Below are 22,534 nucleotides of genomic sequence, written 5' to 3' on the forward strand. Positions count from 1 at the left end.
TGATCGGTTGTTCCACAGCACGTGAACCCCCGCTCCGCCCGCTCCCGATGAGCCCTTGGCGGGACCCGGGGCGCGCACTACCCTGACCCTGTATCTGACGGACCGTCAGAAAATGGGCGGCGGCGCAGCAGCCAGGAGGTAGGCGTGGCCCACACCGAGAGCGGCACGAAGGACCTGCCCAAGGTCATCAGCGTGGACGATCACGTGATCGAACCCGCGCACCTCTTCGAGACCTGGCTCCCGGCCAGGTACCGGGACCGGGGCCCGAAGCCCCTCACCGCCGGCATCGGCGAACTCGCGTACGTCGGCGGGAAGTACCGGTTCACCACCGATCCGGCCGGCCAGATCACCGACTGGTGGGAGTACGAGGGCGGACTCTTCCCGTACAAGCGCATCATCGCGGCCGTGGGCTTCTCGCGGGACGAGATGACCCTCGACGGCATCACGCGCGAGCAGATGCGGCGCGGCTGCTGGGACCCCGGGGCCCGGCTCGCGGACATGGACCTCAACCATGTCGAGGCCTCGCTCTGCTTCCCCACCTTCCCGCGTTTCTGCGGCCAGACCTTCGCGGAGGCCCGGGACAAGGAGGTCGCCCTGGCCTGTGTGCGGGCCTACAACGACTGGATGGTGGAGGAGTGGTGCGGCGACAGCGGCGGACGCCTCGTCCCGCTGTGCCTGATCCCGCTGTGGGACATCGATCTCGCGGTCGAGGAGATCCGGCGCAACGCGGCCCGGGGCGTGCGCGCGGTGACGTTCAGCGAGATCCCCACCTACCTCGGGCTGCCGTCGATCCACTCCGGCTACTGGGACCCGTTCTTCGCGGCCTGCGAGGACACCGGCACCGTCGTCAACATGCACATCGGGTCGTCCTCGCAGATGCCGGCCGCGTCCCCCGACGCGCCGCCCGCCGTCCAGGCGGCCCTGAGCTTCAACAACGCCATGGCGTCGATGATGGACTTCCTCTTCTCCGGCGTCCTGGTGCGCTTCCCCCGGCTCAAACTCGCCTACAGCGAGGGCCAGATGGGCTGGATCCCGTACGCGCTGGAGCGCGCCGACGACGTCTGGGAGGAGCACCGGGCGTGGGGCGGGGTGAAGGACCTCGTCCCGGAGCCGCCGTCGACGTACTACTACCGGCAGATCTTCTGCTGCTTCTTCCGGGACCGGCACGGCATCGAGGCTATCGAGACGGTCGGCGTCGACAACGCCACCTTCGAGACGGACTACCCGCACGTCGACTCCACCTGGCCCGAGACGAAACGGGTCGCCGAGGAGCACGTCGGCGGGCTGTCCGAGGAGGTGGCGTACAAGCTGCTGCGCGGCAACGCGATCCGGATGCTCGACCTGCCCTTCGACCGCGAGGACCGGGCGCTCAGCCCGGCGCCGTGACCGGCGGGTACGTCCAGCCGAACGAGCCGAGCGCGCGGGCCCTGGCCTCCACCACCGCCATCCGCGCGGCCCGTTCGGCGGGGTCGACATGGGCCGCCTGCCCCGTCGCCTGGCCGTCCCACTTGCGGTAGAGCAGCCCCACCCGGGCGGAGAACCAGCCGCGGCTGACCGCGTTGAGCGCGAGGAGCAGACCGGTGTCCTCCGACGCGGGCAGCGCCATCCAGCCACCGAGCGCCAGCAGCAGGTCCCGGCGGACGCACAGGGTCGCCGGGTGGACCGGGGCGAGATGGTCGTTCGCCCGCCAGGCGCCGACGAGGGCGCCCGGCTCTATCGGGCCGTCGTCCGGGTCGCCCGGGAACGCGGCCGTCAAGCCGTCCGGCAGCAGGTCGAGCACCCGGGACGTCGTCCAGCCGACGGACGGGTGGTCTTCGAGGACGGCCAGGTCACGGGCGAGGGCGCCCGGGGTGAGCTGGTCGTCGGCGTCCAGGATCTTGGCGTAGGCGCCCTCGGTGTGCGCGAGGGCGAGGGTGCGGGCCACCCCCGGCCCGCCGGGCCGTCCCTGACGGAACGTCACCCTCGGGTCGTCGGGGACGTGGCGGCGGACGGCGTCGGTGCGGCCGTCCTCCTGTATCACCCAGTGCCACTCCCAGCCGGGCGGTAACTCCTGGGCGCACAGCGACGCGTGGGCCTGCGGCAGGAACGGCGCCGAGGGTCCGTGGACAGCGGTCACGACGACGACGCGCCGGAGCACGGGGCCCTCACCACCCTTCCACGGACATGCGAAGACCCGACCGCTGGCGACGGGGGATGCACCAGCGATCGGGCTGTGGCCAACAGTAACAAGGCCGCGAGCCTCGTGGGGGCCGCCGGATCGGCTGCGGTGAGGCGTTGTGATCGGGATCACGGAAACCGCTGTCCCGCGCGGCTCCGCCATACCACTTGCGTCCCCGTCCCCTCACGCTGCGCACCGGCCCCACCGAGTCAGTCCGCGCACGGCGGCTCGTAGGACAGCCGGGGCAGGTACTCGTGCCACCGCTCCCGGGTCAGCACGCCCTGGGTCGTCGAGCAGACCCGGCGGATCGCCTGGCCGACGTCCAGGTTCCACAGCCGGACGGTGTCGGTGCCGCTGGAGACGCCGAGCATCCGGCTCGCGGGGCGGAACGCCAGGAAGTTGCCCGTCCTGGCGTTGGGGCTCATCGCTTGCCCGACCGCCGACGCGTGCTCCGGGTCCCCGACGTCCCACATCCGCACGGTGTTGTCGTTGCCGCCGCTGGCGAGGGTGCGGCCGTCCGGGCCGAACGTCAGGGAGACGACCGCCTCGGTGTGGCCGGTGAGCGGGTGGCCCTGCGCCCGTGCCCCGGCCGGGTCGGTGACGTCCCACAGGCGTACCGAGTCGTCGTCGCCGGCGCTGGCCAGGGTGCGCCCGTCCGGCGCGTAGGCGAGGGAGTTGACCGGACCGCCGTGCCCGGTCAGCGGGCCGCCGAGCGCCGCCGCCCGTGCGGGCCGGGCCACGTCCCACAGCCGGACCGTGGCGTCCGCGCTGCCGCTGGCCAGGGTGCGGCCGTCCGGGCTGAACGCGAGCGAGTTGATGTAGCCGCCGTGCCCGGTCAGAGGCTTGCCCAGCGGCACCGCGCGGGAGGGGTCGCGTACGTCCCACAGCCGGATCGTGCGGTCGTCGTAGGCGGTGGCCAGCGTGTGCCCGTCCGGGCTGTACGCGAGCGCGTCGGGGCCCATGAACCGGGTGCGCAGCGTCAGCGGCGGGCCGAGCGGGGACGGGTGGGCGGGGTCGCGGACGTCCCACAGATGGACCGCGCTGCTGCCGGTCAGCACCGCGAGGGTGTGCCCGTCCGGGGAGAACACCAGGGAGCGCTGTCCGCTGTCGCCGGGCAGAAAGGGCTTGTTCAGCAGCACGGGCCGGTCGGGCCTGGCCACGTTCCACAGGCGCACGCTGCCGTCCCGCGCGGCCGTCGCCAGCACCTTGCCGTCGGGCCGGAACGCACCGGTGCGCCCGGTCATGTCGGACGTCGGGATGGACCACAGCCGGACCTTGCCGTCGCCGCTGCCGGTGGCGAGGGTGCGGCCGTCCGGGCTGAAGCCGAGCGCGTACATCTCCCCGCTGCCGCCCGCCAGCGGCTCGCCGACCTGCGAGGCGTCCGCCGGGTCGCTGACGTTCCACAGGCTCGCGGTGCTGTCCGCGCTGGCGGCGGCGAGCATGGTCCCGTCCGGGTTGAACGCCACCGACCAGACGGGCCCCAGATGCCCGGTCAGCGGGCTGCCGATCTGGTGGGCGCGGGCCCCGTCGGAGACGTCCCACAGCCGGACGGTGTCGTCGGCGCTGCCGCTGGCCAGGGTGCGCCCGTCGGGGCTGAAGGCCACCGAGTGCACCAGCCCGGTGTGCCCGGTCAGGCCGGCCAGCCGCTCGGGCCGGCGCCGGTCGGTCACGTCCCACAGCCGTATGGTGTCGTCGTCGCCGCCCGCGGCCAGCGTCCCGCCGTCCGGGCTGAACGCCACCGAGCGCACGGCGGCCTCCGCGCCGGTGAGCGTGGCGAGCGGGGCCGGGTGCCCGGGGTCGGCCACGTCCCACAGGCGGACCGTGCGGTCCTCGCTCACGGAGGCCAGGGTGCGGCCGTCCGGGCTGAACGCGACCAGGTAGACCGTGCCCTCGTGCCCGGTCAGGGGCGCGCCGAGCGGCCGCGGCCGCTCCGGGTGCCGCACGTCCCACAGCCGTACGGTGCCGTCGTCGGCGGCGCTGGCGAGGGTGCTGCCGTCGGGGCTGAAGACCGCGCTGCTCACCCAGCTGCGGTGCCCGGTCAGGGGACCGCCCAGCGCGCGAGGGCGCCGCGTGTCCGACACGTCCCACAGGCGGACGGTCCGGTCGTAGCCGGCGGTGGCCAGGACCTTGCCGTCGCGGCGGAACGAGGTGAGGTAGACCGCGCCGGAGTGGCCGCTCAGCGGGGTGGCCAGGGGCGCGTTCACGATCGAGATGAGCCGGCTGCCGGTCTCCTCGTCGTCCGGGCGCAGCCGATGGGCCACCAGGTCGAGCTGGGCGGACAGCGAGGGGTCGGTGTACTGGAAGCGGTCGGCCTCGGCCAGGACCTGCGCGAACAGGGCGTCGTCGCGCTGCTTCCACGCCACCGCCGCGGCTCCGACCGCGACCAGCGCCAGCGCGACGAGCGCCGCGATCCCGCCGCGCAGGATCCACACGGTGCGCCGGCGCAGCCGGACGGAGGCGGCCAGGAAGTCCACGGCACCGCGGGTGAGGACGGTGTCCCCGGCGGACCGCGCCCACTCGTGCGCCTGCTCCAGCCGGGAGCCCCGGTACAGCAGGGCGGAGTCCCGGTCGGACTCCTCCCAGGCCCGGCCGTCCTCCTCCAGGCGCTGGCGCAGCAGGTTGCCCTGCCGGTCCTCCTCGATCCAGTCCCGCAGCCGGGGCCAGGCGTGCAGCAGGGCCTCGTGGGTGATCTCCACGGTCTCCGCGTCCAGGGTCACCAGCCGGGCCCGGACCAGCGCCTCCAGGGACTCCTCCGTCTTCGCCGGGTCCGCCGCCTCGGCCGCGAGCTGGCGGCGGGTGCCGCGGCGCCGGGTCGCCTGGGTGTCCTCGCCGATCCGGACCAGGCGCAGCAGCAGCAGCCGGGCGGCGGTGCGGGCCGCCGGGTCGAGCTGGGCCCAGGCGCGTTCGGCGGTCGCGGCGACCGCTCCCTGGATGCCGCCGGCCGCGCGGTACCCGGCGAGCGTGAGCCGCCCGGCCTTGCGCCGCTGCCAGGTGGCGAGCATCGCGTGCGACAGCAGGGGCAGCACACCCGCGTCATGGGCGCCGCGCGGGCCGTCCGCGCCCACCTCGCGGGCGATCAGCTCGGCGAGCCCCGGTTCCAGCTCCAGCCCCACCGCCTTGGCCGGTCCGGTGACGGCCTCCCGCAGTTCGGTGGTGGTGAGGGGGCCGAGGACCATGTGCCGGTGCTGGAGGGCGTCGGCCAGCTCGGGGTGGACCAGGCACTGTTCGTAGAAGTCGGCGCGGATGCCGAGGACGACCAGGGCGGGAGCGGGAGCGGGGGCGCCGGGCCCGGGCGGGGCGCAGGCCGCGTGCAGGACACGGACGAAGGCGCGGCGGTCGGCCTCGTCGGCACAGAGAGTGAAGGTTTCTTCGAACTGGTCGACGATCAGTACGGGAGGCGCGGGCGCCACGTCGGAAGGCGACCCGGGCGGGCCGGTGGCGGAGGTCTCGCGCCGGGCCCAGTCGAGGACGGCCGCGTGCACGTCCCGCACGAGGTCCGCGTCACCGTCCTCCGCGCCGTCCGGTCCGCGGGCGGTGGACACAGTGGCCACCGCGTCTGTCAGCTCCGGCACCCGGCGGACCAGCTCGCCCAGCGGATCGGCGCCCGGCACGAGCTGGAGCACGGCGCCCGCCCGGGGCGCCTCGGCACCGCCCAGCGCGCCGTCCCGCACGGCCGGCACCAGACCGGCGTTGAGCAGGGAGGACTTCCCGGCGCCCGAGGCGCCGACCAGCATCACCAGGCCGCCGGTGCGCTCCGCCGCGCGGAGCCGGGCGACCAGGGCGTCCGTGCTGCGCTCCCGGCCGAAGAACCAGCGGGCGTCCTCCTGCCGGTAGGAGGACAGCCCCCGGTACGGGCACACCCCGCCGGCCACCGCCGTCGGGGCCGTCTGCTCCGGTTCCTGTCCCTGACCGGAGGTGGCCCGCTCCCACAGGTGCTGCCACTGCACCAGGTCGTACAGACCGGCCGACACGGGCGCGGGCCGCAGCCGCCGGGCCTGGGGGATGAGGACGTGCAGGACCGCCGAGAGCGCGGTGAACTGCGCGGGCACGTTCCTGGCCCGCCGCCAGTCGCTGATCCGCTGGACGGACACCCGCACCGGGCGTCCCCGCTCGTCCACCCGCTGCAGCCGGACGACCGCCTCGGCCACGCTCTTCAGGGGTGGGTTACCGGCCTCCTTGTAGAGCAGCGCGAGCCGTTCCGCGAAGGCCGCGCGCGCCGCCGACTCGGAACTCAAGACCGTCACTCCCTCACTCGCGCGCCACCTGGTCTTCCGGACCGGAAAACTCACCCTATATGGCTGACCTGCGAGGAAGGCCCGCTCCGGAGACCGGAACCTCCTCGCGGGCACCCTCCGACTGGCAGGATCACGACGCAAGTGCGGGAGCCGCCGCGCGCCGCCGAGGCGGGCTCACCAGCCGCAGAGCCCGAAGCCGCCTCACCCGGCGCCGCACGTTCTCGGACAGCTTTCACACCTCGCTGTCCGCGGGAGCCGCGAGCGCGTCGCGCCGCCGTCCCTCCCGCCCGACCCGCCCGGACCCGCGCCGGTCCACGGAGCCCGGAGGCACGCCGAGGACCGGCCCGCGCGCCGCCGTCCGGCACCGGTCCCCACGAGGGGAGGGACCGGTGCCGGACGACGCGGTCACCGGTGTCCGGGCCCTGACGCGCGTGAACCCCCGAAAGCTGTGATGGTGGTGGGGGAGGGGGCCGACAGGCCGGTCTCGCGCTGCAAGGCGGTGAACGAGGTGGCAGAGAGTGATGACACAGCCCCCGGACCGGGCGCCCCCCACGCGGACCCCCTGGGTGACCCGTTCCTGCGGACCCGCTTCGCGCTGCCCGCCCGCCCGGCCACGTTCCTGCGCCGCGCCCGCCTGGTCCACCACCTCGACCAGGCCCTCGGCACCCCGCTGACCATGGTCAACGGGGCCGCCGGAGCCGGCAAGACCCTGCTGGTCGCCGACTGGGCGGCCGGCCTGGAGCGCCCGGTGGTCTGGCTGACCCTCGACCCGTCGCTGCGCGGCCCGGGGATGTTCTGGGCCCATCTGCTGCAGGCGCTGCGCACCCACGGGGTGCCGGTCGCCCACGGCGTCGGCACGCCCGCCGACGCCGGCCGTGTGCACCACACGCTGCTCACCCGGCTCGCCGCCCGGCTCGGCGCCGACGGCGACGAACTCGTCGTGGTGCTCGACGAGTACGACCGGATCGGCACCCCCGAGATCGCCGAGCAGCTGGAATTCGTCCTGCACCACGCCGGGCCCGGCCTGCACCTGGTCGTCGTCACCCGCAACGAGCCGCTGCTGCCGCTGCACCGCTACCGCGCGGCCGGCGCCATCACCGAGATCCGCAACGCCGAGCTGGCCTTCACCCCCGAGGAGACGGTCGCGCTGCTGCGGCGGCACGGACTGCGCCTGTCCGTGCAGGCCGCGGCCGCCCTCGTCGAACGCACCGGGGGCTGGGCCGCCGGCCTGCGGCTGTGCGCCCTGGCAGCCCAGCAGCACCCCGACCCGGAGGCGTACCTCAAGGAGTTCGAGGCCGGGCACAGCACGGTCGCCGACTTCCTGCTCGCGGAGGTCCTCAAACGGCAGCCGCCCGCCACCCAGGACCTCCTGCTGCGGGTCAGCGTCCTGGAGCGCTTCTGCGCCGACCTCGCCAACGAGCTGACCGGCCGCGGCGACGCCGAGGCGATCCTCGCCGGACTGCACCGGGAGAACGCCTTCGTCGAGGACCTCGGGCACGGCTGGTACCGCCTGCACCCGCTGTTCCGGGAGATCCTGCGAGCGCACCTGCGCGAACGCTCCGCCGAGCTGGAGCCCCGGCTGCACCTGCGGGCCGCGCACTGGCTGGGCCGCTCCGGCTACCTGCCGGAGATGCTGACGCACGGCGCCGCGGCCGGGGAGTGGGACTTCACCGCCGGGGCCCTCGTCGACGACCTGGCGATCGGGCAGCTCTTCACCGGACTGCGCACCGGCCACCTCGTCGACCTGTTCTCCGGCATGGACACGGCTGCCTCCAGCCCCGCCGCCGAGCTGGTCCGGGTGGCACGCGACCTCTCCCGCGGCGACCTCGACCACGCCCTGGCCCGCCTCGGGCCCGTCCGCGAGCGGCTGGCCGCCGCCGGGCCCGGCAGTGCCGCGGGCCGGCTGGGCTGCGCCCTGCTGGAGGCGCTGGCGGCCCGGGTCACGGGCTCCCCGCAGCGCGCGGAGGACGCGGTGCGCGCGGCGCGCGAGGTCCAGCACGAGCTCCCCGCCGACCTGCTGGACAAGCACCCGGAACTGTCCGCGCTGCTGCTGACCCACCTCGGCTCGGCCCGGCTGTGGGCGGGCGACCTCGACGAGGCGCGGGCGGCGCTCACCACCGTCGCCGGCACCACCACCGGGGCGGCCACGGCGCTGCCCCGGGCGGACGCCCTGGAACTGCTGGCGCTCATCGACCACCTCGACGGCCGGCCGGCCACGGCGGAGCGCAAGGCGTCCGCCGCCCTCGCCGAGACCGACCGGTACGGCCTGGCCGAAGGCGCCGGCACCGGACTCGGGCACGTGGTCCTGGCCGCCGTGGCCGTCGAACACGACGACCTGACCGAGGCGCGGGCCCTGCTCGACCGGACGCCCGGACCGGTGGTGCACGACCCGGTCACGGCGGCGGGCCGCTCGCTCGCGACGGCCCGGCTGCTGCTGGCCCGCGGCAGGGCGCGCGCCGCGCTGGAGGCCGCCGAACCCGTCGTGCCCGCCACCGTCCGCTCCCCCTGGCAGCGGCTGCACACCGCGCTGGTCGCCTCGTCCGCCCACCTCGCGGAGGGGCGGCCCGACCTGGCGACGAAGGTGCTGGACCAGCTCGGCGGCGATCACCCGGTCCTCGCCGTCGCCGCCGCCCGGGCCCGGCTCGCGGCGGGCGACCCGGACGGGGCACTCGGGTTGCTCGACCCGACCGGGAGCGTCGGGGGCGCGGGTCCCGCGGTGCTCGTGCGCGCCACGCTGCTGCGGGCGCAGGCCGCGCACACGGCCGGGGACACCGCGACCGCCCGCCGCCTGGTCGCGCAGGCGGTCGCGGAGGCCCGGCACGAGCGGCTGCGGCGGCCCTTCCGGGAGGCCGGCCCCTGGATCGAGCCCTACCTGGCCGCCGGGCCGGCGGTGGGACCCGCCCGGGGAGCGCTGCCGTTCCCGGTGGAGCCGCTGAGCGGGCGGGAACGGGACGTGCTGCTGCGGCTCGCCCAGATGATGTCCACCGAGGACATCGCCGCCGACCTGTACGTGTCCGTGAACACGGTCAAGACGCATCTGAAGAGCGTCTACCGCAAGCTCGCCGTCAACCGCCGCAACGACGCCGTCCGGCGGGCGCGCGAACTGGACCTGCTGTGACGGTCCGGGGTGCCGACGGGCAGCCGTCGGCCGTGCGGGAGCGCCGGGCGCGGCTGCGGGCGCACGCCGACTACACCGGCGGCGTCTACGGCTCCATGCTGGCCGCGTCGGTGGTGATCGGCGCCGGCGCCCTGGGCACCTACCACCGCACCGAACTCGTGGTGCTGCTGCTCCTGACCGGACTGGTCTTCTGGGCCGCGCACGTGCACGCCCAGCTGTTCGGCGCGCGGCTCGCCGACCGTCCGTGGAGCGGCGGGACCGTCTGGCAGGTGTGCCGCGAGGAGTGGCCGATCGTCAAGGCGGCCGTCCCGCCGGCCGTGGCCGTGGCGGTCAGCCCCCTGTTCGGCCTGGACCTCGCCGGCACCGCGTGGCTGGCCCTCGCGGTCGCCGTCGCGGGGCAGGTGGGCTGGTCCGTGGCGGCGGCGGCGCGGGCCGGCGCGACCCGGCGGCTGATCGCCCTCGGCGCCGCCGTCAACCTGCTCCTCGGCCTCCTCATCGTCCTGGTCAAGATCGTCGTGTCGCACTGAGCCGCCCTCCGCCGCCCGGCTCACCTGCGCCGGGTGAGGTGGGGGCCGCGGCCGCGCGCGACGATGACAGCACTGCCATCGGCTGTCGGCGGGAGAGCAGCACATGCGCTACGAGATCCGCGTCGAGGGGCACATGTCGGATACGCTGGCCGGCCTCTTCCCGGAACTGGACCACGTGGTGATGTCCGGGCAGACCGTGCTGTTCGGACCGATCGTCGACGACGCGCACCTGTACGGCCTCCTGGCCCGCTGCCAGTCGCTGGGCCTGCGCGTGGTGGAGATGCGGCAACTGCCCGAGTGAGCGCCGCCGCCCCGTCGCTCCGTACGGCCGTGTCAGATGTCCCGGGCCTCGACCCGGCCCGCCGCCACCGCCGTGCCCAGCGCCTCGTGGTCCCGTTCGTTCTGGTCGGCGTAGGCCCGCGCGAACTCCGTCAGGGCGTGGTCGAAGCGGTCGCCGGACCCCAGGTAGGCCGCGATGGCCACCGGGTCGCCGGAGCGGGCGTGCGCCCGGGCCAGGCTGCCGCCGCACACCTGACCGAACAGGTACAGCGTCGCCGGGTCCCAGAGCTCCGGCCGGGCGATGCCCTTCCAGTCCCGCAGCTGGCGTACGTAGAAGTCCCGGCCGCGTCCGTCGAGGCCGCTGACGACATGGGTCCAGCCCAGGAAGATGTCGCTGGTCGTCTGGATCAGCCGCTGGCCCGTGACCACCCGGCGGCCCTGGTTGTCGAAGCGTTCCCCGCCGGTGTGCGCGGCCAGCACGGACTCCTGGGCCTCCTTGGCCTGGAGCAGCAGCGGATCGTCGTCGTCGCGGCCGAGCATCAGGACGATCCAGCAGCGGGTGCCGACGCTGCCCACGCCGACGACCTTGCGGGCGACGTCCACCATCCGGTAGCGGCGCAGCAGATGGCGGCGCTCCGACGACAGGGTCTTCGCGTAGCCCCCGATCACGGCCTGGAGCTCCTTCTCCCGCCGGTCCGTGGACGCGTCGCCCGGCAGGTCCCGCAGCGGGGTGATCAGCGGCGGGTCCGGTGCGATCACCCGGCCCACGGCGGTGCGCCGGGTCAGCTTCTCGAACGCCTGCATATGGGTGCGGGTGCGGGCCTTCGCGGTCGCCTCGGTGGTGCGGCGCCGGGTCTTCCTGCTCATCGCGGACGCCAGCAGCGCGCGCATCCGGTCGACGTCGTCCTGCGCGTACCAGATGTCCAGGGTCCGCATGCCGGAGAACTCCCGCATCCGCGTCCGGTAGCCGCGCACGCACGCGCGGACGGCCTCGCCCTGCTCGCGCTCGTCGAACCCGTTCGCCCGGGCGGCGATCACGAAGCTGGCCGCGAGCCGCTTGACGTCCCACTCGAACGGGCCGGCCAGGGTCTCGTCGAAGTCGTTGATGTCGAAGACGAGATGGCGCTCGGGCGAGGCCAGCAGGCGGAAGTTGAGCAGATGGGCGTCCCCGCACAGCTGGGCGGTGAGGCCGCTGTGCGGGTGCCGTCCGAGGTCCATCGCCATGATGGCCGCGGCGCCCCGGTAGAAACGGAACGGCGACTCCAGCATCCGGGCGTAGCGGATCGGCACCAACTCCGGTACCCGGGTGGCCGACTGATTCTCGATCACCTCGATCGGGTCGGTGCGGCCGTCCGCGTCGTAGCGTGCCTGGCCCGAGCGCGGGGCGCGCTTGCGGGCGTTCCTGCCGTGGGCGGTCCGCTCGGCCGGTGACAGGGAGGAGGTGAACGCGCTCGGGATCGTCATGGCTCGCCCTCCACGTCCGTGCGGCCGGTGTCGGCGGTCGCGGTGCGCGGCCGCCTGGCCCGCGGGCGCACCGGCAGACCCTCCCAGCGTCCACCCCACCCCCGGAGCGCCCCGCGCGGATCACCCGCCAGGGGTGACCCGGCGAGTGGCCGGGCGGGGCACGCTGATGCGGTGGGGGTGCCCGCACACCGTCCCGTCGGCGGACCGGTGACGACGGCCGTACCACGCGAGGAGGAGCCATGACCATGTCGCGTGGCCCGGCGCCGCACACCGGATCCGATCCTCTGGCCGGCGGGACGGTCCCCTCCCCCGACCAGCAGACCGAACGTCTGCTGGCGGCCCTCGGCGGCTCCTGGAAATGGCTGCTGGCCTCGGCCGTGGCCACCCTCGTGCCCGGCGCCGTGGCGCTGGCCTGGCCGGACGCCACCCTGTACGTCCTCGCGGTGATCATCGGGCTGTACCTGCTGGTGACCGGGGCCTTCCGGTTCGTCGCCTCGCTCGAGCGGGCCCACGGCGACCGGTACCTGGAGCTGCTCGCGGCCGTGCTCTTCGTCCTGGCCGGGGTGCTGTGCCTGCGCCACCCGCTGCAGACCGTCGCCGCGCTCTCCCTGATCGTCGGCGCCGTCTGGGTCGTCACCGGCATGCTGACCGCCTGGACCGCCCTCGCGCTGAAGGGCGTCCCGCACCGCGGGGTCGTCCTCGGCGCCGCCGGGCTCGGCATCGTCGCGGGCGTCGTCGTCCTGGCACTGCCCGGCGAGTCGGCCGTCGTCCTGACCCGGCTGCTCGGCCTGTGGCTCGTCCTGCTCGGTCTGGCCGAGCTGGGGGTCGCCTTCGCCTGGCGGGCCGCCCTGCGCCGGGCGCTGCCCGAGCCGCCGCCCCCCGGCCCACCGGCGGCCGCCTGAGCGACCGAGGAGGCGCCCATGCCCCCGGAGGCGAACCCCGAGCCCTCCGGCCCCGGCCACCGCACACTCGGCCCACGGACGCTCTCCGCGGAGGAGGCCGCCGCCTATGAGCGGCTGCGCCAGGCGTCCACGCAACGGCACCGCGGGGCGCGCTACGCCGGTTCGTCGCTGCTGCTGCTGATCACCCTGCTGCTTTCGGTGCCGGCCGTGGTCGCCGCCTGGACGGCCGACACGGTCTCCGACACCGACCGGTACGTCGACACCGTCGCGCCGCTGGCCTCCGAACCGGCCGTGCAAAACGTCGTCACCGACCGCCTGACGGCCCGGGTCGTCGCCGACGTCGACGTCGACGCGGTGACGAAGGAGCTGGCCAGGACGCTCGCCGACGCCGGGGCGCCGCCCGCCGTCGTGGAGCGGACCCAGGCGCTTTCCGGGCCGTTGAAGGCCGCCGTGTCCGACGCCGTGCACGGCATCATCAAGCGCGTGGTCACCAGCGACACCTTCCAGGAGGTGTGGGTGGACGCCAACCGCCGGGCCCACGCGGCGGTCGTCGGCATGCTGACCGGCGACGACAACGGGGCGGTGCGCGCCGAGGGCGACAGCGTCAAGCTGGACCTGAGCGCCCTGATCGACGAGGTCAAGCAGCGCCTGGTCGCCCAGGGCTTCGACAAGGCGTCCGCGATCCCCGCGCCGGACGCGCAGATCACCCTGTTCCAGACCGACAAGCTGAACGAGGCACAGGGCGCGATGCGGCTGCTCGACGTCATGGGCGTCTGGCTGCCGGTGATCACGGTCGTGCTGGCCGCACTGACCGTGTGGACCGCGCCGGCACACCGCATGATGCTGCTGATCACGGCCTCCGGCATCGCCGTCATGATGATCGTGCTCCTCGTCGGGCTGGCCGTCGCCCGCCGGATCTACCTGGACTCCGTGCCCGCCTCGGTCCTGCCCGCCGACGCCGCCGCCGTCATCTACGACACCTTCGTGCGCTTCCTGCGCGACACCACCCGCACCCTGCTGGTCGTCGCCGTGATCACGGCCCTCGCCGCCTATCTGTTCGGCCCGAGCCGGGTCGCCCTCTGGGTGCGCGGGCAGTCGGCGCGCGGCACCGGCGCCGTCGGACACGCGCTGCGCGACGCGGGGGTGCGCACCGGAGCGGCCGGGCGCCGGTTGGACACCCACCGGTCCTGGGCCACCGGCATCGTCATCGGCGCCGGGGCGCTGACCCTGCTGCTGTGGAACCGGCCCACGGTGGGGGTGGTGGCCCTGGTCGCCGGGCTGGTGGTGGTCGTCCTCGCCCTGGTGGCCGTGGTGGCGGCGACCGCGGCCCCGCGGGCGGCGGACGGCCCGGCGACGGGGGACTTCACCCGCCCCGGGTGAGGCCGTTCGACGTGAACATGCGCAGGCTGATGGCAGCGGGACCGCTGGACGGGCCCGCACGCAGCGACGGAGGAGAGCGATGACCGGCCACACCTACCTCGCCTACGACTATCCGCTGCTCAGCATGTTCTGGACGCTCCTGTGGTTCTTCGTGTGGATCATGTGGTTCGTCCTGCTGTTCCAGATCATCGGTGACATCTTCCGGGACGACTCGCTGAGCGGCTGGGCCAAGACCGGCTGGCTGATCTTCGTGATCGTGCTGCCGTTCCTCGGGGTCTTCGTCTACCTCATCGCCCGCGGCAAGGAGATGGGGAGCCGCGAGATCGCCCACGCCCAGGCGCGGCAGCGTGCGTTCGACGACTACGTGCGTGAGCGGGCCTGTGAGTCCGGCGGCCGCAGCAGCGCGGACGAGCTGGCCAAGCTCTCCGACATGCGCAACCGCGGTGACATCAGCGACGACGAGTTCCGCCGGGCCAAGGAACTCGTCCTCAGCGGCGCCGGACCGTCGACCGGCACCTCCACCCCGCCCTCGTCGGGCTCCCGGGTCTGACCGCCCGGGACGAGCACACGGGGCCCATGAGGGACCCCGGGGAACAAGGAATCGAGGCACACATGGCCACCTCACACTCGCGTCAGGACCAGACGACCAAGTACGCGTGGACCGCCGGCCTGACAACCTTCGCCGCGGTCATGCTCACGATCTCCGGTCTCATCGCGATCTTCCGCGGGATCATGGGGATCGCCCAGGACGATGTCTTCCTCGTCACCAACAACTACGTGTTCGAGTGGGACCTCACCGGCTGGGGCTGGCTCCACGTCATCCTCGGAGCGATCGCCGTGATCATCGGCGTCGGCCTGTTCCGGGCGCCGATGTGGGCCAGGGTCGGGGGCGTGGCCATCGCCGCGCTGATCATGATCGCCAACTTCCTGTCGCTGCCGTACTACCCGGTGTGGTCCGTGGTGACCATCGCGATCTCCGGATTCGTGATCTGGGCCCTGTGCGTCGGCCGGCGGGACGACATGCGCGAATACTGAACCCCCGGCCCCGGCGGCGGGCCGGGGCCCTTCTCACGCCCTCGGCTCGTCCGTGCGCGGCGTGACCGCCTCGCCCTGGATCACCCGCGGCGCCGGCTGCTCGTCCCCGTCCTTCATCGCCTTGGTCTCGGCCTTCAGGATGCGCGCCGACTTGCCCGCCGAACGGGCCAGCTCCGGCAGCTTCTTCGCGCAGAGGACGGCTATGACGACGATGAGGATGATCGCGATCTCGCTCAGTCCGAACATGAGGTCCGCTCCTCCTGGTGACCCGGGCGGCCGGCCGCGACGGCGGGCCGTACCGGCTGAAATCTACAGCAGTGTAGATAGCGGCGGGAGACCGTCTCTGCTTTCCTTACGGCGGACCGTTGTAGAGAACCGACGTGACGCGCGGGCCGTCGGGAGGGGAACAGGGCATGGCGGAACGACGACAAGGCTCCCGGCGCCGGGGCCAGGGCGAGCTGGAGGCACTGGTCCTGTCGGCGCTGGGCGAGGCGGACGGCCCGGCGACGGCCGGCTGGGTGCAGGAACGCCTCGGCGGCGACCTCGCCTACACGACCGTCATCACCATCCTGACCCGGCTGCTGGCCAAGGGCGCCGTGACCCGGGAGCGCTCGGGCCGCTCCTTCGCCTGGACCCCGGCCTCCGACCAGGCCGGTCTCGCCGCGCACCGGATGCGCCGCGTCCTCGACGCCGAGAGCGACCGGGAGGCGGTCCTCGCGAGCTTCGTCACCGGTCTCGGCCCCGACGACGAGCGGCTGCTGCGCGACCTGCTCGGCCGGGCCGGGCACACGGGTCGCACGCACAGCGAAGGGGAAGACTGACGCCTCATGGGGGTCTTCGTCTTTCTGCCGCTCGTCCTGCCGCTCACGGCCTGGCCGATCGCCCGCCTGGCCGAGCAGCATCTGCACCCCCGCACCGCGACCCGGCTGGTCACCGCGGTCGCCGCGGTGATGGCGGCGTGCAGCACCGTCTGCCTGGCCCTGGTGATGGTCGTGGGCACCGCCCAACTGCCCGGCAACCCGCTGCCCGACGGCTGGTCCGACCCCGAGGTGCGGGCCGCCGTGCCCTACGACGAGGTCGTCGGCAAGGCCGCGATCCCGGCGCTGTGCGCGGTGGTCGCGGCCTGCGCCCGGACGCTGTGGCGGCACGCCCGGGTACGCCGCCGGGCCCACCGCGCCCTGGCCGGGCTGCCCGGGACCGGCGTGGCCGTCCTCCCCGACGAGACGCCGTACGCGTATGCCCTGCCCGGCGGCAGGCGGGACCGCGTGGTGGTGACCACGGGCCTGCTGGAGCAACTGCGGCCCGCTGAACGCCGGGCGCTGTTCGCGCACGAGCGGGCCCATCTGACCGCCGGGCACCACCGGTTCCTGCTCGCCGTCCAACTGGCAGCCCGGGCCAACCCGTTCCTGCGCCCCCTGCGCACGGCGGTCGCGTACACCGCGGAGCGCTGGGCGGACGAGGAGGCCGCGCGGCGCATCGGCAGCCGCCGGACCGTGGCGCGCGCGATCGGCAAGGCCGCCCTGGTGTCCCGGGGCACCCCCGCACCCACCCTGGCCGGCTTCGCGGCACCCGGGCCGGTGCCCCGCCGGGTCGCCGCCCTGCTCGGCCCGGAACCCGTCGTGCGCCGCTGGCCGTCGTTGTTCACCGCGGTGGGCCTCGCCGCGTGGTGCGCGGCCGCCGGGACGGCCGTGTCCGCGATGTCCTCCGCGAACGCCGCGGTGACCATGGTCCTGATCCTGCACGCGGCGACCCCGCTCTGACTCCCCGCGCTGCCGGGGAAAGTGACCTGGTTGCGGCCGCCGGGCAACGGAAGGGACGCGGATCGACGTCTGTGACAGGGGGGACCCACGGCCGCTCCGGTCGTCGTATGTCCGTGTCCATGTAGGGTCGACGGACCCATGGGGGAGGGAACCGGTGAGCGGAACGGGGAGGCGGCGCATGGCGTCGTCCGGTGCGCGCAGGACCCGGCTGACGCGGAGAGGCCGGATAGCGGCCTGGACCGTCGGCGTCACCTCGACGGTCGTCCTCGGGGTGGCCGGCGTCGGAGCCTGGGTCTACCAGGACCTCGACGGCAGCATCGGCTCGGCCGACGTGGACGACAAGATCGGCGGCGACCGCCCGGAGAATCTCAGCCCGGGCTCCAAGAACATCCTGGTCGTCGGCTCCGACAGCCGCGACGGCGCGAACGCCGGGTACGGCAAGGACCTGACCACCATGCAGTCCGACACGCTGATGGTGCTCCATGTGCCGGCGAGCCGGAAGTGGGCCACGGTCGTGTCGTTCCCCCGTGACTCCTGGGTGGAGATACCGGCCTGCGACCGCGGGAACGGCAGCAGCTCCAGCCCCCACCACGCCAAGATCAACGAGGCGTTCGCGATCGGCGGTTCCAGCGGCGAGGTCTCCGGGGCCGCCGCCTGCTCCATCAAGACCGTCGAGGCGCGCACGGGGCTGCGCATCGACCACTTCATGTCCGTCGACTTCCAGGGCTTCAAGGGCATGGTGGACGCCCTCGACGGCATCGAGGTCTGCCCCGAGGAGGCCATCCACTCCGAGAAGGCCCGCCTGGACATGAAGGCCGGCTGCCAGACCGTCGCCGGCGAGAAGGCCCTCGGCTACGTCCGCGTCCGCTACGGCGTCGGCAACGGCTCCGACATCGGGCGCATCGGACGCCAGCAGGAGTTCATGAACGCCCTCGTCGAGAAGGCGCGGGACCGGCTGACGAGCCCCACGTCCCTCTACGGCTTCCTGAAGTCCGCCACCAAGTCCCTGACCACCGACCCCGATCTGGCCGGAATCAAGCCCCTGTACTCGCTCGCGTCGGAGCTCAAGGGCATCCCGAGCGACCGGCTCACCTTCGTCACGGTCCCCAACTACCCGCGCGAGGCCGACGTCCCCACCGACAAGGCCAACGTCGCCTGGCAGTACCCGCACGCCACCGACCTGTTCAGCGCCCTGGCGAAGGACAAGGAGGTCGACGGCGACCGTCTGAAGGCGCAGACGAAGGTCCCGCTGTACGCCTCCTCGGTACGGATCCAGGTCCTCAACGGCACCTCGACCCCGGGCCTGGCCGGCACGGTGGCCGGCAAGCTGCGCGAGGCCGGCCTGACGGTCACCGGCACGGGCAACGCGCCCGAGCCGTCCGCTCCCTCCGAGATCACCTACCCGGCGGGCCAGGATCAGCAGGCGAGGGCGCTGGCCGCGCACCTACCGGGCGCGCCGGCGCCGCGCGCGGCGGACGGGAACGCGGGGGCGGGCGTGATCACGCTGGTCGTGGGCGACGATCTGGATCTGGCCCGCATCCGCTGACGGCGCGTCCGTGCCGGGCGACCCGTGCTGTCACGGGCCGGCCCGGCGCATCCGCGGTCCGGCCGGTCAGAGGTCGAACTCGTGCGGCGGCAGACCGAGGGCGTAGCACGCCTCCCGGACCACGCCCTGCTCGTCCTTGTCGAAGTGCCCGTCGGCGCCGCCGATGACGATGCCGATCTGGATGACGGCACGCGCCTCGGCGGGCTTCTTCTTCGCCTTGGCGATCTCCTGCATCACGCTCACCTTGCCGAAGTCGAAGTCGGTGGTGAGGCGGTTCAGGTTCTCCTCGAAGCGGCGGCGCAGATCGTCGGCGGGGAAGTTCTGCAGCACCTCGTTGCCGGCGATGAGCTGGGCGACCCGCTGCCGCTCGGACGGGTCGACGGTGCCGTCGGCCGCGGCGACGAGCGCGCACATGGCCATGCTCGCGTCGCGGAAGGCGCCGCTCTTGAGGTCGTTCTTCTTCGCCACCAGCTGGGTCTGCATCGTCGATGCGGACTCCTTGATGCGGTCCCACAGGGCCATGCGGACTCCTCAGTCGCTCGTTCCACAGCTACTTCTACAGTGCTGTAGAAACTATCAGGTGCCCCGCCGGGCTCGGCCCGCTAGTCCTCGCCTTCCCCCTCCTCGCCTTCCCCCTCCTCGTCCTCGCCCTCGAAGAAGTCCCCCACCTCGTCGACGACTTCGGCGGCGACCAGACCACCGGCCACCCCGACCGCGAGCCCGGCCGCCCCGGCGGCGACGGCGGTCCCCACCCCCGGCCCGGAGTGGTGCCCGTGCGGCCGCGGGGCGTGATGCCCGTGGTACGCGTCGTGCCCGTGCCCGTCCCCGTACGACGCCCGGTGCTCGGCCAACCGCCGTACCCACCCCTCGACTTCCGCGTTCCAGTCCCGGACGTCGTGGTGCCCGACGGTGACGTGGGTGAGCGCGTCATGACCGTCGGAGAACAGCCCTCCGCGCCTGTCGGCCTCCAGGACCACCTCGACCCCGGCCGGCCCGGCGAGGAACGTCACCTCGATCTCGTCGACCTGGTGCGCGTACTGCGGCGGCGGGGTGAGCTCGATCTCCTGGTAGAAGGGCAGTTGCTGCCCGGTGCCGCCGATGTGCCCGTACTCCAGATCGGCCGACCGGAAGCCGGACCCGAGCTGCCCGAAGGCCTCCAGAACGGCCTCCTGCACGGGCAGGGGCCCGACGTTCAGGGGGTCCAGATCGCCCTTGTCCCTCGCGCCGGCGACCGACAGCTCGGTGCGCACGCCCAGGACGACTCCGAGGGGCTGGCCGTACAGCTCGGTGATCGGCGTCTCCCAGGGCAGCACCACACCGAACGGCACCGACCGCTCCTCGCCCGCCGCCAGCCGGAACCCCCCGCCCACGGTGAACCGCTCGAAGGTGACGACACCCTCGCTCTCCCCGTCCGCGTGCTCGGCCTCGACACGGGCGACCAGCTCCAGGGTGATGTGCTCGATGTCGAAGTCGGCGGTGCCGCCCCTGAGGCGGACCTGACCGTCGAGCGTGCCACCGGGGAGGGCCGGGCGCGGGTCGAGCACCGTATCCACCGTGGGACCCCCGACACCGAGCGAGCCGAGCAGTCGCTTGAACACCATCGTGGCGTCCACTCCTTCACGTCCGTACCTGCGTTGTGCTTCTACAAGCGCGTAGAAGGATAGGCCGGGCGTGCCCGGGGCGCCGGTGGCACGGGTCGAAACCGGCCGGGCCCGTGTGATCAGGGTGCGGGCGATGTTCCGCCTCGAACCCGCACCGGTGGCACCGCGCACAGGGGACGCACCGGCACGCAAAGGCCACAGAGGTCTGGCAATGCGCTCCCGTACAAACACTCAGAGACCCATCCGCGATCAGGCGAATGAGCCTCTGCCCTGTGTCGGGGTGGCGGGATATGAACCCGCGACCTCTTCGTCCCGAATTGGGACCTGGAAGATCGCCGACCTGGGACTCATACCAAAGATGCAGGCCAGAGCGTCGGGATGTGTCGGTCTCCGGTGGTACCACAGGGCCGCTTATCGCAAGACCATCTCCAGGCTTTCCCCAAGGAGGTATGGCACGGCTGCCTGGGTTTGCTGCATCTGCCAACCCTCGGCGTGCTTGACGGCCGGCGGGCGAACCGCGACGGAGACCCCCGGATGACGAGTTGTCTTTTCTGGCAGAGCGTCAAACCGATGCCTGACAGCAGGCTGTCGCGGTGCATGGCTCTGGCGGAAAGCAACGCCCTTTCCTCCGCGGTATCGGCAAGGTTCTCCAACTTCGGCCCCGCAGCTATCGCACGCCGCTTCAGACGTCGTCAGCTGCACGTAAGCCAGTCGTCAGCCGGAAGTGCGCGTCATCACCTGCGGCGGGGGCTGCACCAAGGCAACTGGCTACCAGGGGAACGTCGTGGTCCACGTCGGCCCGGCCAAGAGGGTTCCCGCCAGGCGCCGATGGCCGACTGAAGCACATCGCGCTGAACCGAGTGCACGACGGTGCCCCGCAGAGGCGCGGGGAACTGCGAGACCAGACCACCACCCGCCCATTGGGGCACTGCACTTCGCGCGGGGCGCTCAGCCCTCATCCGGTACGTCCCTGCAGCCAAGAGAACCGAGCCGCCCCCGGCAGTACTGCTGCCGGGGGCGGCTTCACCGTCAGCCTCTGATCCGCTGCCGGATCCAGACACCGTTGGGCTTGAGCACACTGGTGCCGGCGAAGCGGCCGCTCCTGCAGGTGCCTTTCCGGAAGATTTCGCCGCCACCATCGCCGTCACTGATACTCCAGTTCGTCCAGCTGATCTTCTTCCTGGCCATCAGGTCGACATACCTCTGCGACATGGCGAAGTCGTTGCCAGAGCCGTCCCACGACTGTGTGCCCCATTCCGAGACGAAAATAGGGAGCTTGGAGGAGGCGCGGTCAAGGGTCTTCAGGAAAGGTTCCCGGTGCGCCGCTGCGTAGAAGTGGTACGTGTACATGATGTTGGAGGCGCGTACCGGGTGGGCGACAACCTCCTTTTCGTTGGCGTACTCGGATGCGCCTAGCGTGGACCAGCCGCGGGTGCCGATAAGGATCACACTGTCGGGGTCCCGGGCGCGAATCACGGGGATGACCTTCTCCGCATAGCTCTTGATCTCCCGCCAGCTCGCTTGAAATGCCTCGTTCAGGATCTCGTAGATCACGTTGGGGCGGTGCCGATTCCGTGCGGAGATTTCCTTGAAGAAGGCCATTGCGTCGCGGAGGCCATGGTTCGGGTCGCCTGGGTCGACCCAGTGCCAGTCGACAATGACGTACATACCGCGGGCACTCGCCATGTCGATCAATCGGTTCGCCAGATCTGTGAACTTCTTTGGATTTCCCGTGTAGCCATCCTTGTCCGCATACGTGGCAATGCGCAGGACGCTCGCACCCCAGTCCTCGGCGAGCGCATCCAACATGCCACCGACCAGGCAATTAGAAAACCATTGAGTGCCACTCGTGCTCATGCCGCGCAGTTGGACCGGTGTCCCGGCCCCGTTGCACAGACGAGTGCCGCAGACGTGGAGCCTGCCGCCCTTCTCGACCGGAGTCTTCCGCTTTACCTCGGCCTCCATCTTCTCCCTGGCCGCGGGCGGAATCTTGGCATCGACAACGATTCCGGAGACCTGGTCCCCCGCCAAGTTCACGGCGAGGAGGCTGAGCTCGACGGCCATGACAAGGACCAGTCCGACAGTCTTGGACAGAAAAAAGCGAAGCATATTACGTTATGCATGAAGAATTACGCAATATCAAAGAGCTTCGCGGGAGTGGCCGGATGTTCACCCTCATGGAGGCGGCATGGCGAAGCCCCGACCTTACGTCGTCGCAGGGGAGTCTGGTGAGCCGCCGCATGCGTCAGGATGCCTCTCCGCGAGCTCAACCGCCCCGGCGAAGCGTGGTGCCCGCTCCACTGGCGTTCTCGCTGCGGCAGCCTTTTCGTGACCCTCAGCCTGCGCCACAGACCCGCCGTCCGCACCAGGCGCCAGGTTCGCGAGGTCATCCGTCCCGCCACGGGCCCACAGAATGACATGGCCCATCGTCTGCTGTCGGCGACGGCTGAAAAGTGGACCAGCGGCGACGCTTGAAAGTTGACCCCCTCCAGGGGCTTGGCTCGTTGAGTCAGGCCGGGAGGAGTGGTG

Annotated in this window: 18 protein-coding genes and 1 pseudogene; 12 read left to right on the top strand and 7 right to left on the bottom strand. The window is 72.9% G+C overall.

Annotation, left to right across the window (positions count from 1 at the left end; translation table 11 throughout):
- Positions 1–144 precede the first annotated feature (144 nt).
- A complete protein-coding gene (locus tag ACFRAC_RS32905; RefSeq protein ID WP_382937357.1) occupies positions 145–1,386 on the top strand; it encodes an amidohydrolase family protein in 1,242 nt (413 codons plus the stop codon).
- Here the strand turns inward: ACFRAC_RS32905 and ACFRAC_RS32910 are convergent.
- Together ACFRAC_RS32910 and ACFRAC_RS32915 are read right to left on the bottom strand one after the other, a co-directional pair.
- Positions 1,370–2,137, bottom strand: coding sequence for a glycosyltransferase family 2 protein (locus ACFRAC_RS32910; RefSeq protein ID WP_382937359.1), 768 nt, complete (start codon positions 2,135–2,137; stop codon positions 1,370–1,372). The genes ACFRAC_RS32905 and ACFRAC_RS32910 overlap by 17 nt on opposite strands.
- Positions 2,138–2,367: 230 nt before the next feature.
- Positions 2,368–6,402, bottom strand: coding sequence for an AAA family ATPase (locus ACFRAC_RS32915; RefSeq protein ID WP_382937362.1), 4,035 nt, complete (start codon positions 6,400–6,402; stop codon positions 2,368–2,370).
- Positions 6,403–6,844: 442 nt separating this feature from the next.
- On the opposite strand from ACFRAC_RS32915, the gene ACFRAC_RS32920 reads away from it, so the two are divergent.
- The 3 genes from ACFRAC_RS32920 to ACFRAC_RS32930 all read left to right on the top strand — a co-directional run bounded on the left by ACFRAC_RS32920 (position 6,845) and on the right by ACFRAC_RS32930 (position 10,339).
- Complete coding sequence (locus ACFRAC_RS32920) at positions 6,845–9,511, top strand: LuxR C-terminal-related transcriptional regulator (protein ID WP_382937365.1); 2,667 nt, start codon at positions 6,845–6,847, stop codon at positions 9,509–9,511.
- Complete coding sequence (locus ACFRAC_RS32925; RefSeq protein ID WP_382937368.1) at positions 9,508–10,038, top strand: hypothetical protein; 531 nt, start codon at positions 9,508–9,510, stop codon at positions 10,036–10,038. The genes ACFRAC_RS32920 and ACFRAC_RS32925 overlap by 4 nt, the downstream gene beginning before the upstream one ends.
- 103 nt (positions 10,039–10,141) lie before the next feature.
- On the top strand, positions 10,142–10,339 hold the full coding sequence (locus tag ACFRAC_RS32930) for a hypothetical protein (protein ID WP_382937371.1): 198 nt from the start codon (positions 10,142–10,144) through the stop codon (positions 10,337–10,339).
- 32 nt (positions 10,340–10,371) lie between these two features.
- Here the strand turns inward: ACFRAC_RS32930 and ACFRAC_RS32935 are convergent, their stop codons facing one another.
- Complete coding sequence (locus ACFRAC_RS32935; protein ID WP_382937373.1) at positions 10,372–11,781, bottom strand: DUF2252 domain-containing protein; 1,410 nt, start codon at positions 11,779–11,781, stop codon at positions 10,372–10,374.
- Positions 11,782–12,020: 239 nt separating this feature from the next.
- Between ACFRAC_RS32935 and ACFRAC_RS32940 the strand changes: the two genes are divergently transcribed.
- The 4 genes from ACFRAC_RS32940 to ACFRAC_RS32955 all read left to right on the top strand — a co-directional run bounded on the left by ACFRAC_RS32940 (position 12,021) and on the right by ACFRAC_RS32955 (position 15,098).
- Positions 12,021–12,683, top strand: a complete 663-nt coding sequence (locus tag ACFRAC_RS32940) for an HdeD family acid-resistance protein (RefSeq protein ID WP_382937375.1) — start codon at positions 12,021–12,023, stop codon at positions 12,681–12,683.
- Between the two features lie 18 nt (positions 12,684–12,701).
- Complete coding sequence (locus ACFRAC_RS32945; RefSeq protein WP_382937377.1) at positions 12,702–14,063, top strand: hypothetical protein; 1,362 nt, start codon at positions 12,702–12,704, stop codon at positions 14,061–14,063.
- A gap of 79 nt (positions 14,064–14,142) precedes the next feature.
- Positions 14,143–14,613 carry an SHOCT domain-containing protein gene (locus ACFRAC_RS32950; RefSeq protein WP_382937380.1) on the top strand — a complete coding sequence of 157 codons (471 nt, stop codon included), beginning with the start codon at positions 14,143–14,145 and terminating at the stop codon, positions 14,611–14,613.
- Positions 14,614–14,675: 62 nt separating this feature from the next.
- A complete protein-coding gene (locus tag ACFRAC_RS32955; protein WP_382937382.1) occupies positions 14,676–15,098 on the top strand; it encodes a hypothetical protein in 423 nt (140 codons plus the stop codon).
- A 33-nt stretch (positions 15,099–15,131) separates the two neighbouring features.
- Here the strand turns inward: ACFRAC_RS32955 and ACFRAC_RS32960 are convergent, their stop codons facing one another.
- On the bottom strand, positions 15,132–15,344 hold the full coding sequence (locus tag ACFRAC_RS32960; protein WP_382937386.1) for a twin-arginine translocase TatA/TatE family subunit: 213 nt from the start codon (positions 15,342–15,344) through the stop codon (positions 15,132–15,134).
- 167 nt (positions 15,345–15,511) lie between these two features.
- On the opposite strand from ACFRAC_RS32960, the gene ACFRAC_RS32965 reads away from it, so the two are divergent.
- From ACFRAC_RS32965 to ACFRAC_RS32975, 3 genes are all read left to right on the top strand, one after another.
- Positions 15,512–15,919, top strand: coding sequence for a BlaI/MecI/CopY family transcriptional regulator (locus ACFRAC_RS32965; RefSeq protein WP_382937391.1), 408 nt, complete (start codon positions 15,512–15,514; stop codon positions 15,917–15,919).
- Between the two features lie 6 nt (positions 15,920–15,925).
- Positions 15,926–16,858 (top strand): M56 family metallopeptidase, encoded by a 933-nt coding sequence (locus tag ACFRAC_RS32970; protein ID WP_382937394.1) that lies wholly within the window; start codon positions 15,926–15,928, stop codon positions 16,856–16,858.
- 178 nt (positions 16,859–17,036) lie between these two features.
- Positions 17,037–18,404: an LCP family protein gene (locus tag ACFRAC_RS32975; protein WP_382937397.1), complete on the top strand. Its 1,368-nt coding sequence runs from the start codon at positions 17,037–17,039 to the stop codon at positions 18,402–18,404.
- A 66-nt stretch (positions 18,405–18,470) separates the two neighbouring features.
- On the opposite strand, the gene ACFRAC_RS32980 is transcribed toward ACFRAC_RS32975, so the two are convergent.
- Both ACFRAC_RS32980 and ACFRAC_RS32985 read right to left on the bottom strand, forming a co-directional pair.
- Positions 18,471–18,926 (bottom strand): tellurite resistance TerB family protein, encoded by a 456-nt coding sequence (locus tag ACFRAC_RS32980; RefSeq protein ID WP_361345508.1) that lies wholly within the window; start codon positions 18,924–18,926, stop codon positions 18,471–18,473.
- Between the two features lie 80 nt (positions 18,927–19,006).
- Positions 19,007–20,005, bottom strand: coding sequence for a sporulation protein (locus ACFRAC_RS32985; protein ID WP_382937401.1), 999 nt, complete (start codon positions 20,003–20,005; stop codon positions 19,007–19,009).
- A 706-nt stretch (positions 20,006–20,711) separates the two neighbouring features.
- Here ACFRAC_RS32985 and ACFRAC_RS32990 point away from each other — a divergent pair.
- Positions 20,712–20,795, top strand: a pseudogene (locus ACFRAC_RS32990) (class F sortase); the annotation flags it as partial.
- A 239-nt stretch (positions 20,796–21,034) separates the two neighbouring features.
- Here the strand turns inward: ACFRAC_RS32990 and ACFRAC_RS32995 are convergent.
- A complete protein-coding gene (locus ACFRAC_RS32995) occupies positions 21,035–22,069 on the bottom strand; it encodes a glycoside hydrolase family 5 protein (protein ID WP_382937403.1) in 1,035 nt (344 codons plus the stop codon).
- Between the last annotated feature and the right edge of the window lie 465 nt (positions 22,070–22,534).

Origin of the sequence: Streptomyces sp. NPDC056628, from assembly GCF_042792555.1 — a bacterium.
Taxonomy (GTDB): domain Bacteria; phylum Actinomycetota; class Actinomycetes; order Streptomycetales; family Streptomycetaceae; genus Streptomyces.

Excerpts from the sequence above, each read along its gene's own strand:
- ACFRAC_RS32965 (WP_382937391.1), top strand. The coding sequence starts at position 15,512 with ATGGCGGAACGACGACAAGGCTCCCGGCGCCGGGGCCAGGGCGAGCTG.
- ACFRAC_RS32960 (WP_382937386.1), bottom strand. The coding sequence starts at position 15,344 with ATGTTCGGACTGAGCGAGATCGCGATCATCCTCATCGTCGTCATAGCC.
- ACFRAC_RS32980 (WP_361345508.1), bottom strand. The coding sequence starts at position 18,926 with ATGGCCCTGTGGGACCGCATCAAGGAGTCCGCATCGACGATGCAGACC.
- ACFRAC_RS32955 (WP_382937382.1), top strand. The coding sequence starts at position 14,676 with ATGGCCACCTCACACTCGCGTCAGGACCAGACGACCAAGTACGCGTGG.
- ACFRAC_RS32940 (WP_382937375.1), top strand. The coding sequence starts at position 12,021 with ATGACCATGTCGCGTGGCCCGGCGCCGCACACCGGATCCGATCCTCTG.
- ACFRAC_RS32930 (WP_382937371.1), top strand. The coding sequence starts at position 10,142 with ATGCGCTACGAGATCCGCGTCGAGGGGCACATGTCGGATACGCTGGCC.
- ACFRAC_RS32975 (WP_382937397.1), top strand. The coding sequence starts at position 17,037 with ATGGCGTCGTCCGGTGCGCGCAGGACCCGGCTGACGCGGAGAGGCCGG.
- ACFRAC_RS32950 (WP_382937380.1), top strand. The coding sequence starts at position 14,143 with ATGACCGGCCACACCTACCTCGCCTACGACTATCCGCTGCTCAGCATG.
- ACFRAC_RS32995 (WP_382937403.1), bottom strand. The coding sequence starts at position 22,069 with ATGGCCGTCGAGCTCAGCCTCCTCGCCGTGAACTTGGCGGGGGACCAG.
- ACFRAC_RS32920 (WP_382937365.1), top strand. The coding sequence starts at position 6,845 with ATGGTGGTGGGGGAGGGGGCCGACAGGCCGGTCTCGCGCTGCAAGGCG.
- ACFRAC_RS32970 (WP_382937394.1), top strand. The coding sequence starts at position 15,926 with ATGGGGGTCTTCGTCTTTCTGCCGCTCGTCCTGCCGCTCACGGCCTGG.
- ACFRAC_RS32985 (WP_382937401.1), bottom strand. The coding sequence starts at position 20,005 with ATGGTGTTCAAGCGACTGCTCGGCTCGCTCGGTGTCGGGGGTCCCACG.
- ACFRAC_RS32935 (WP_382937373.1), bottom strand. The coding sequence starts at position 11,781 with ATGACGATCCCGAGCGCGTTCACCTCCTCCCTGTCACCGGCCGAGCGG.
- ACFRAC_RS32945 (WP_382937377.1), top strand. The coding sequence starts at position 12,702 with ATGCCCCCGGAGGCGAACCCCGAGCCCTCCGGCCCCGGCCACCGCACA.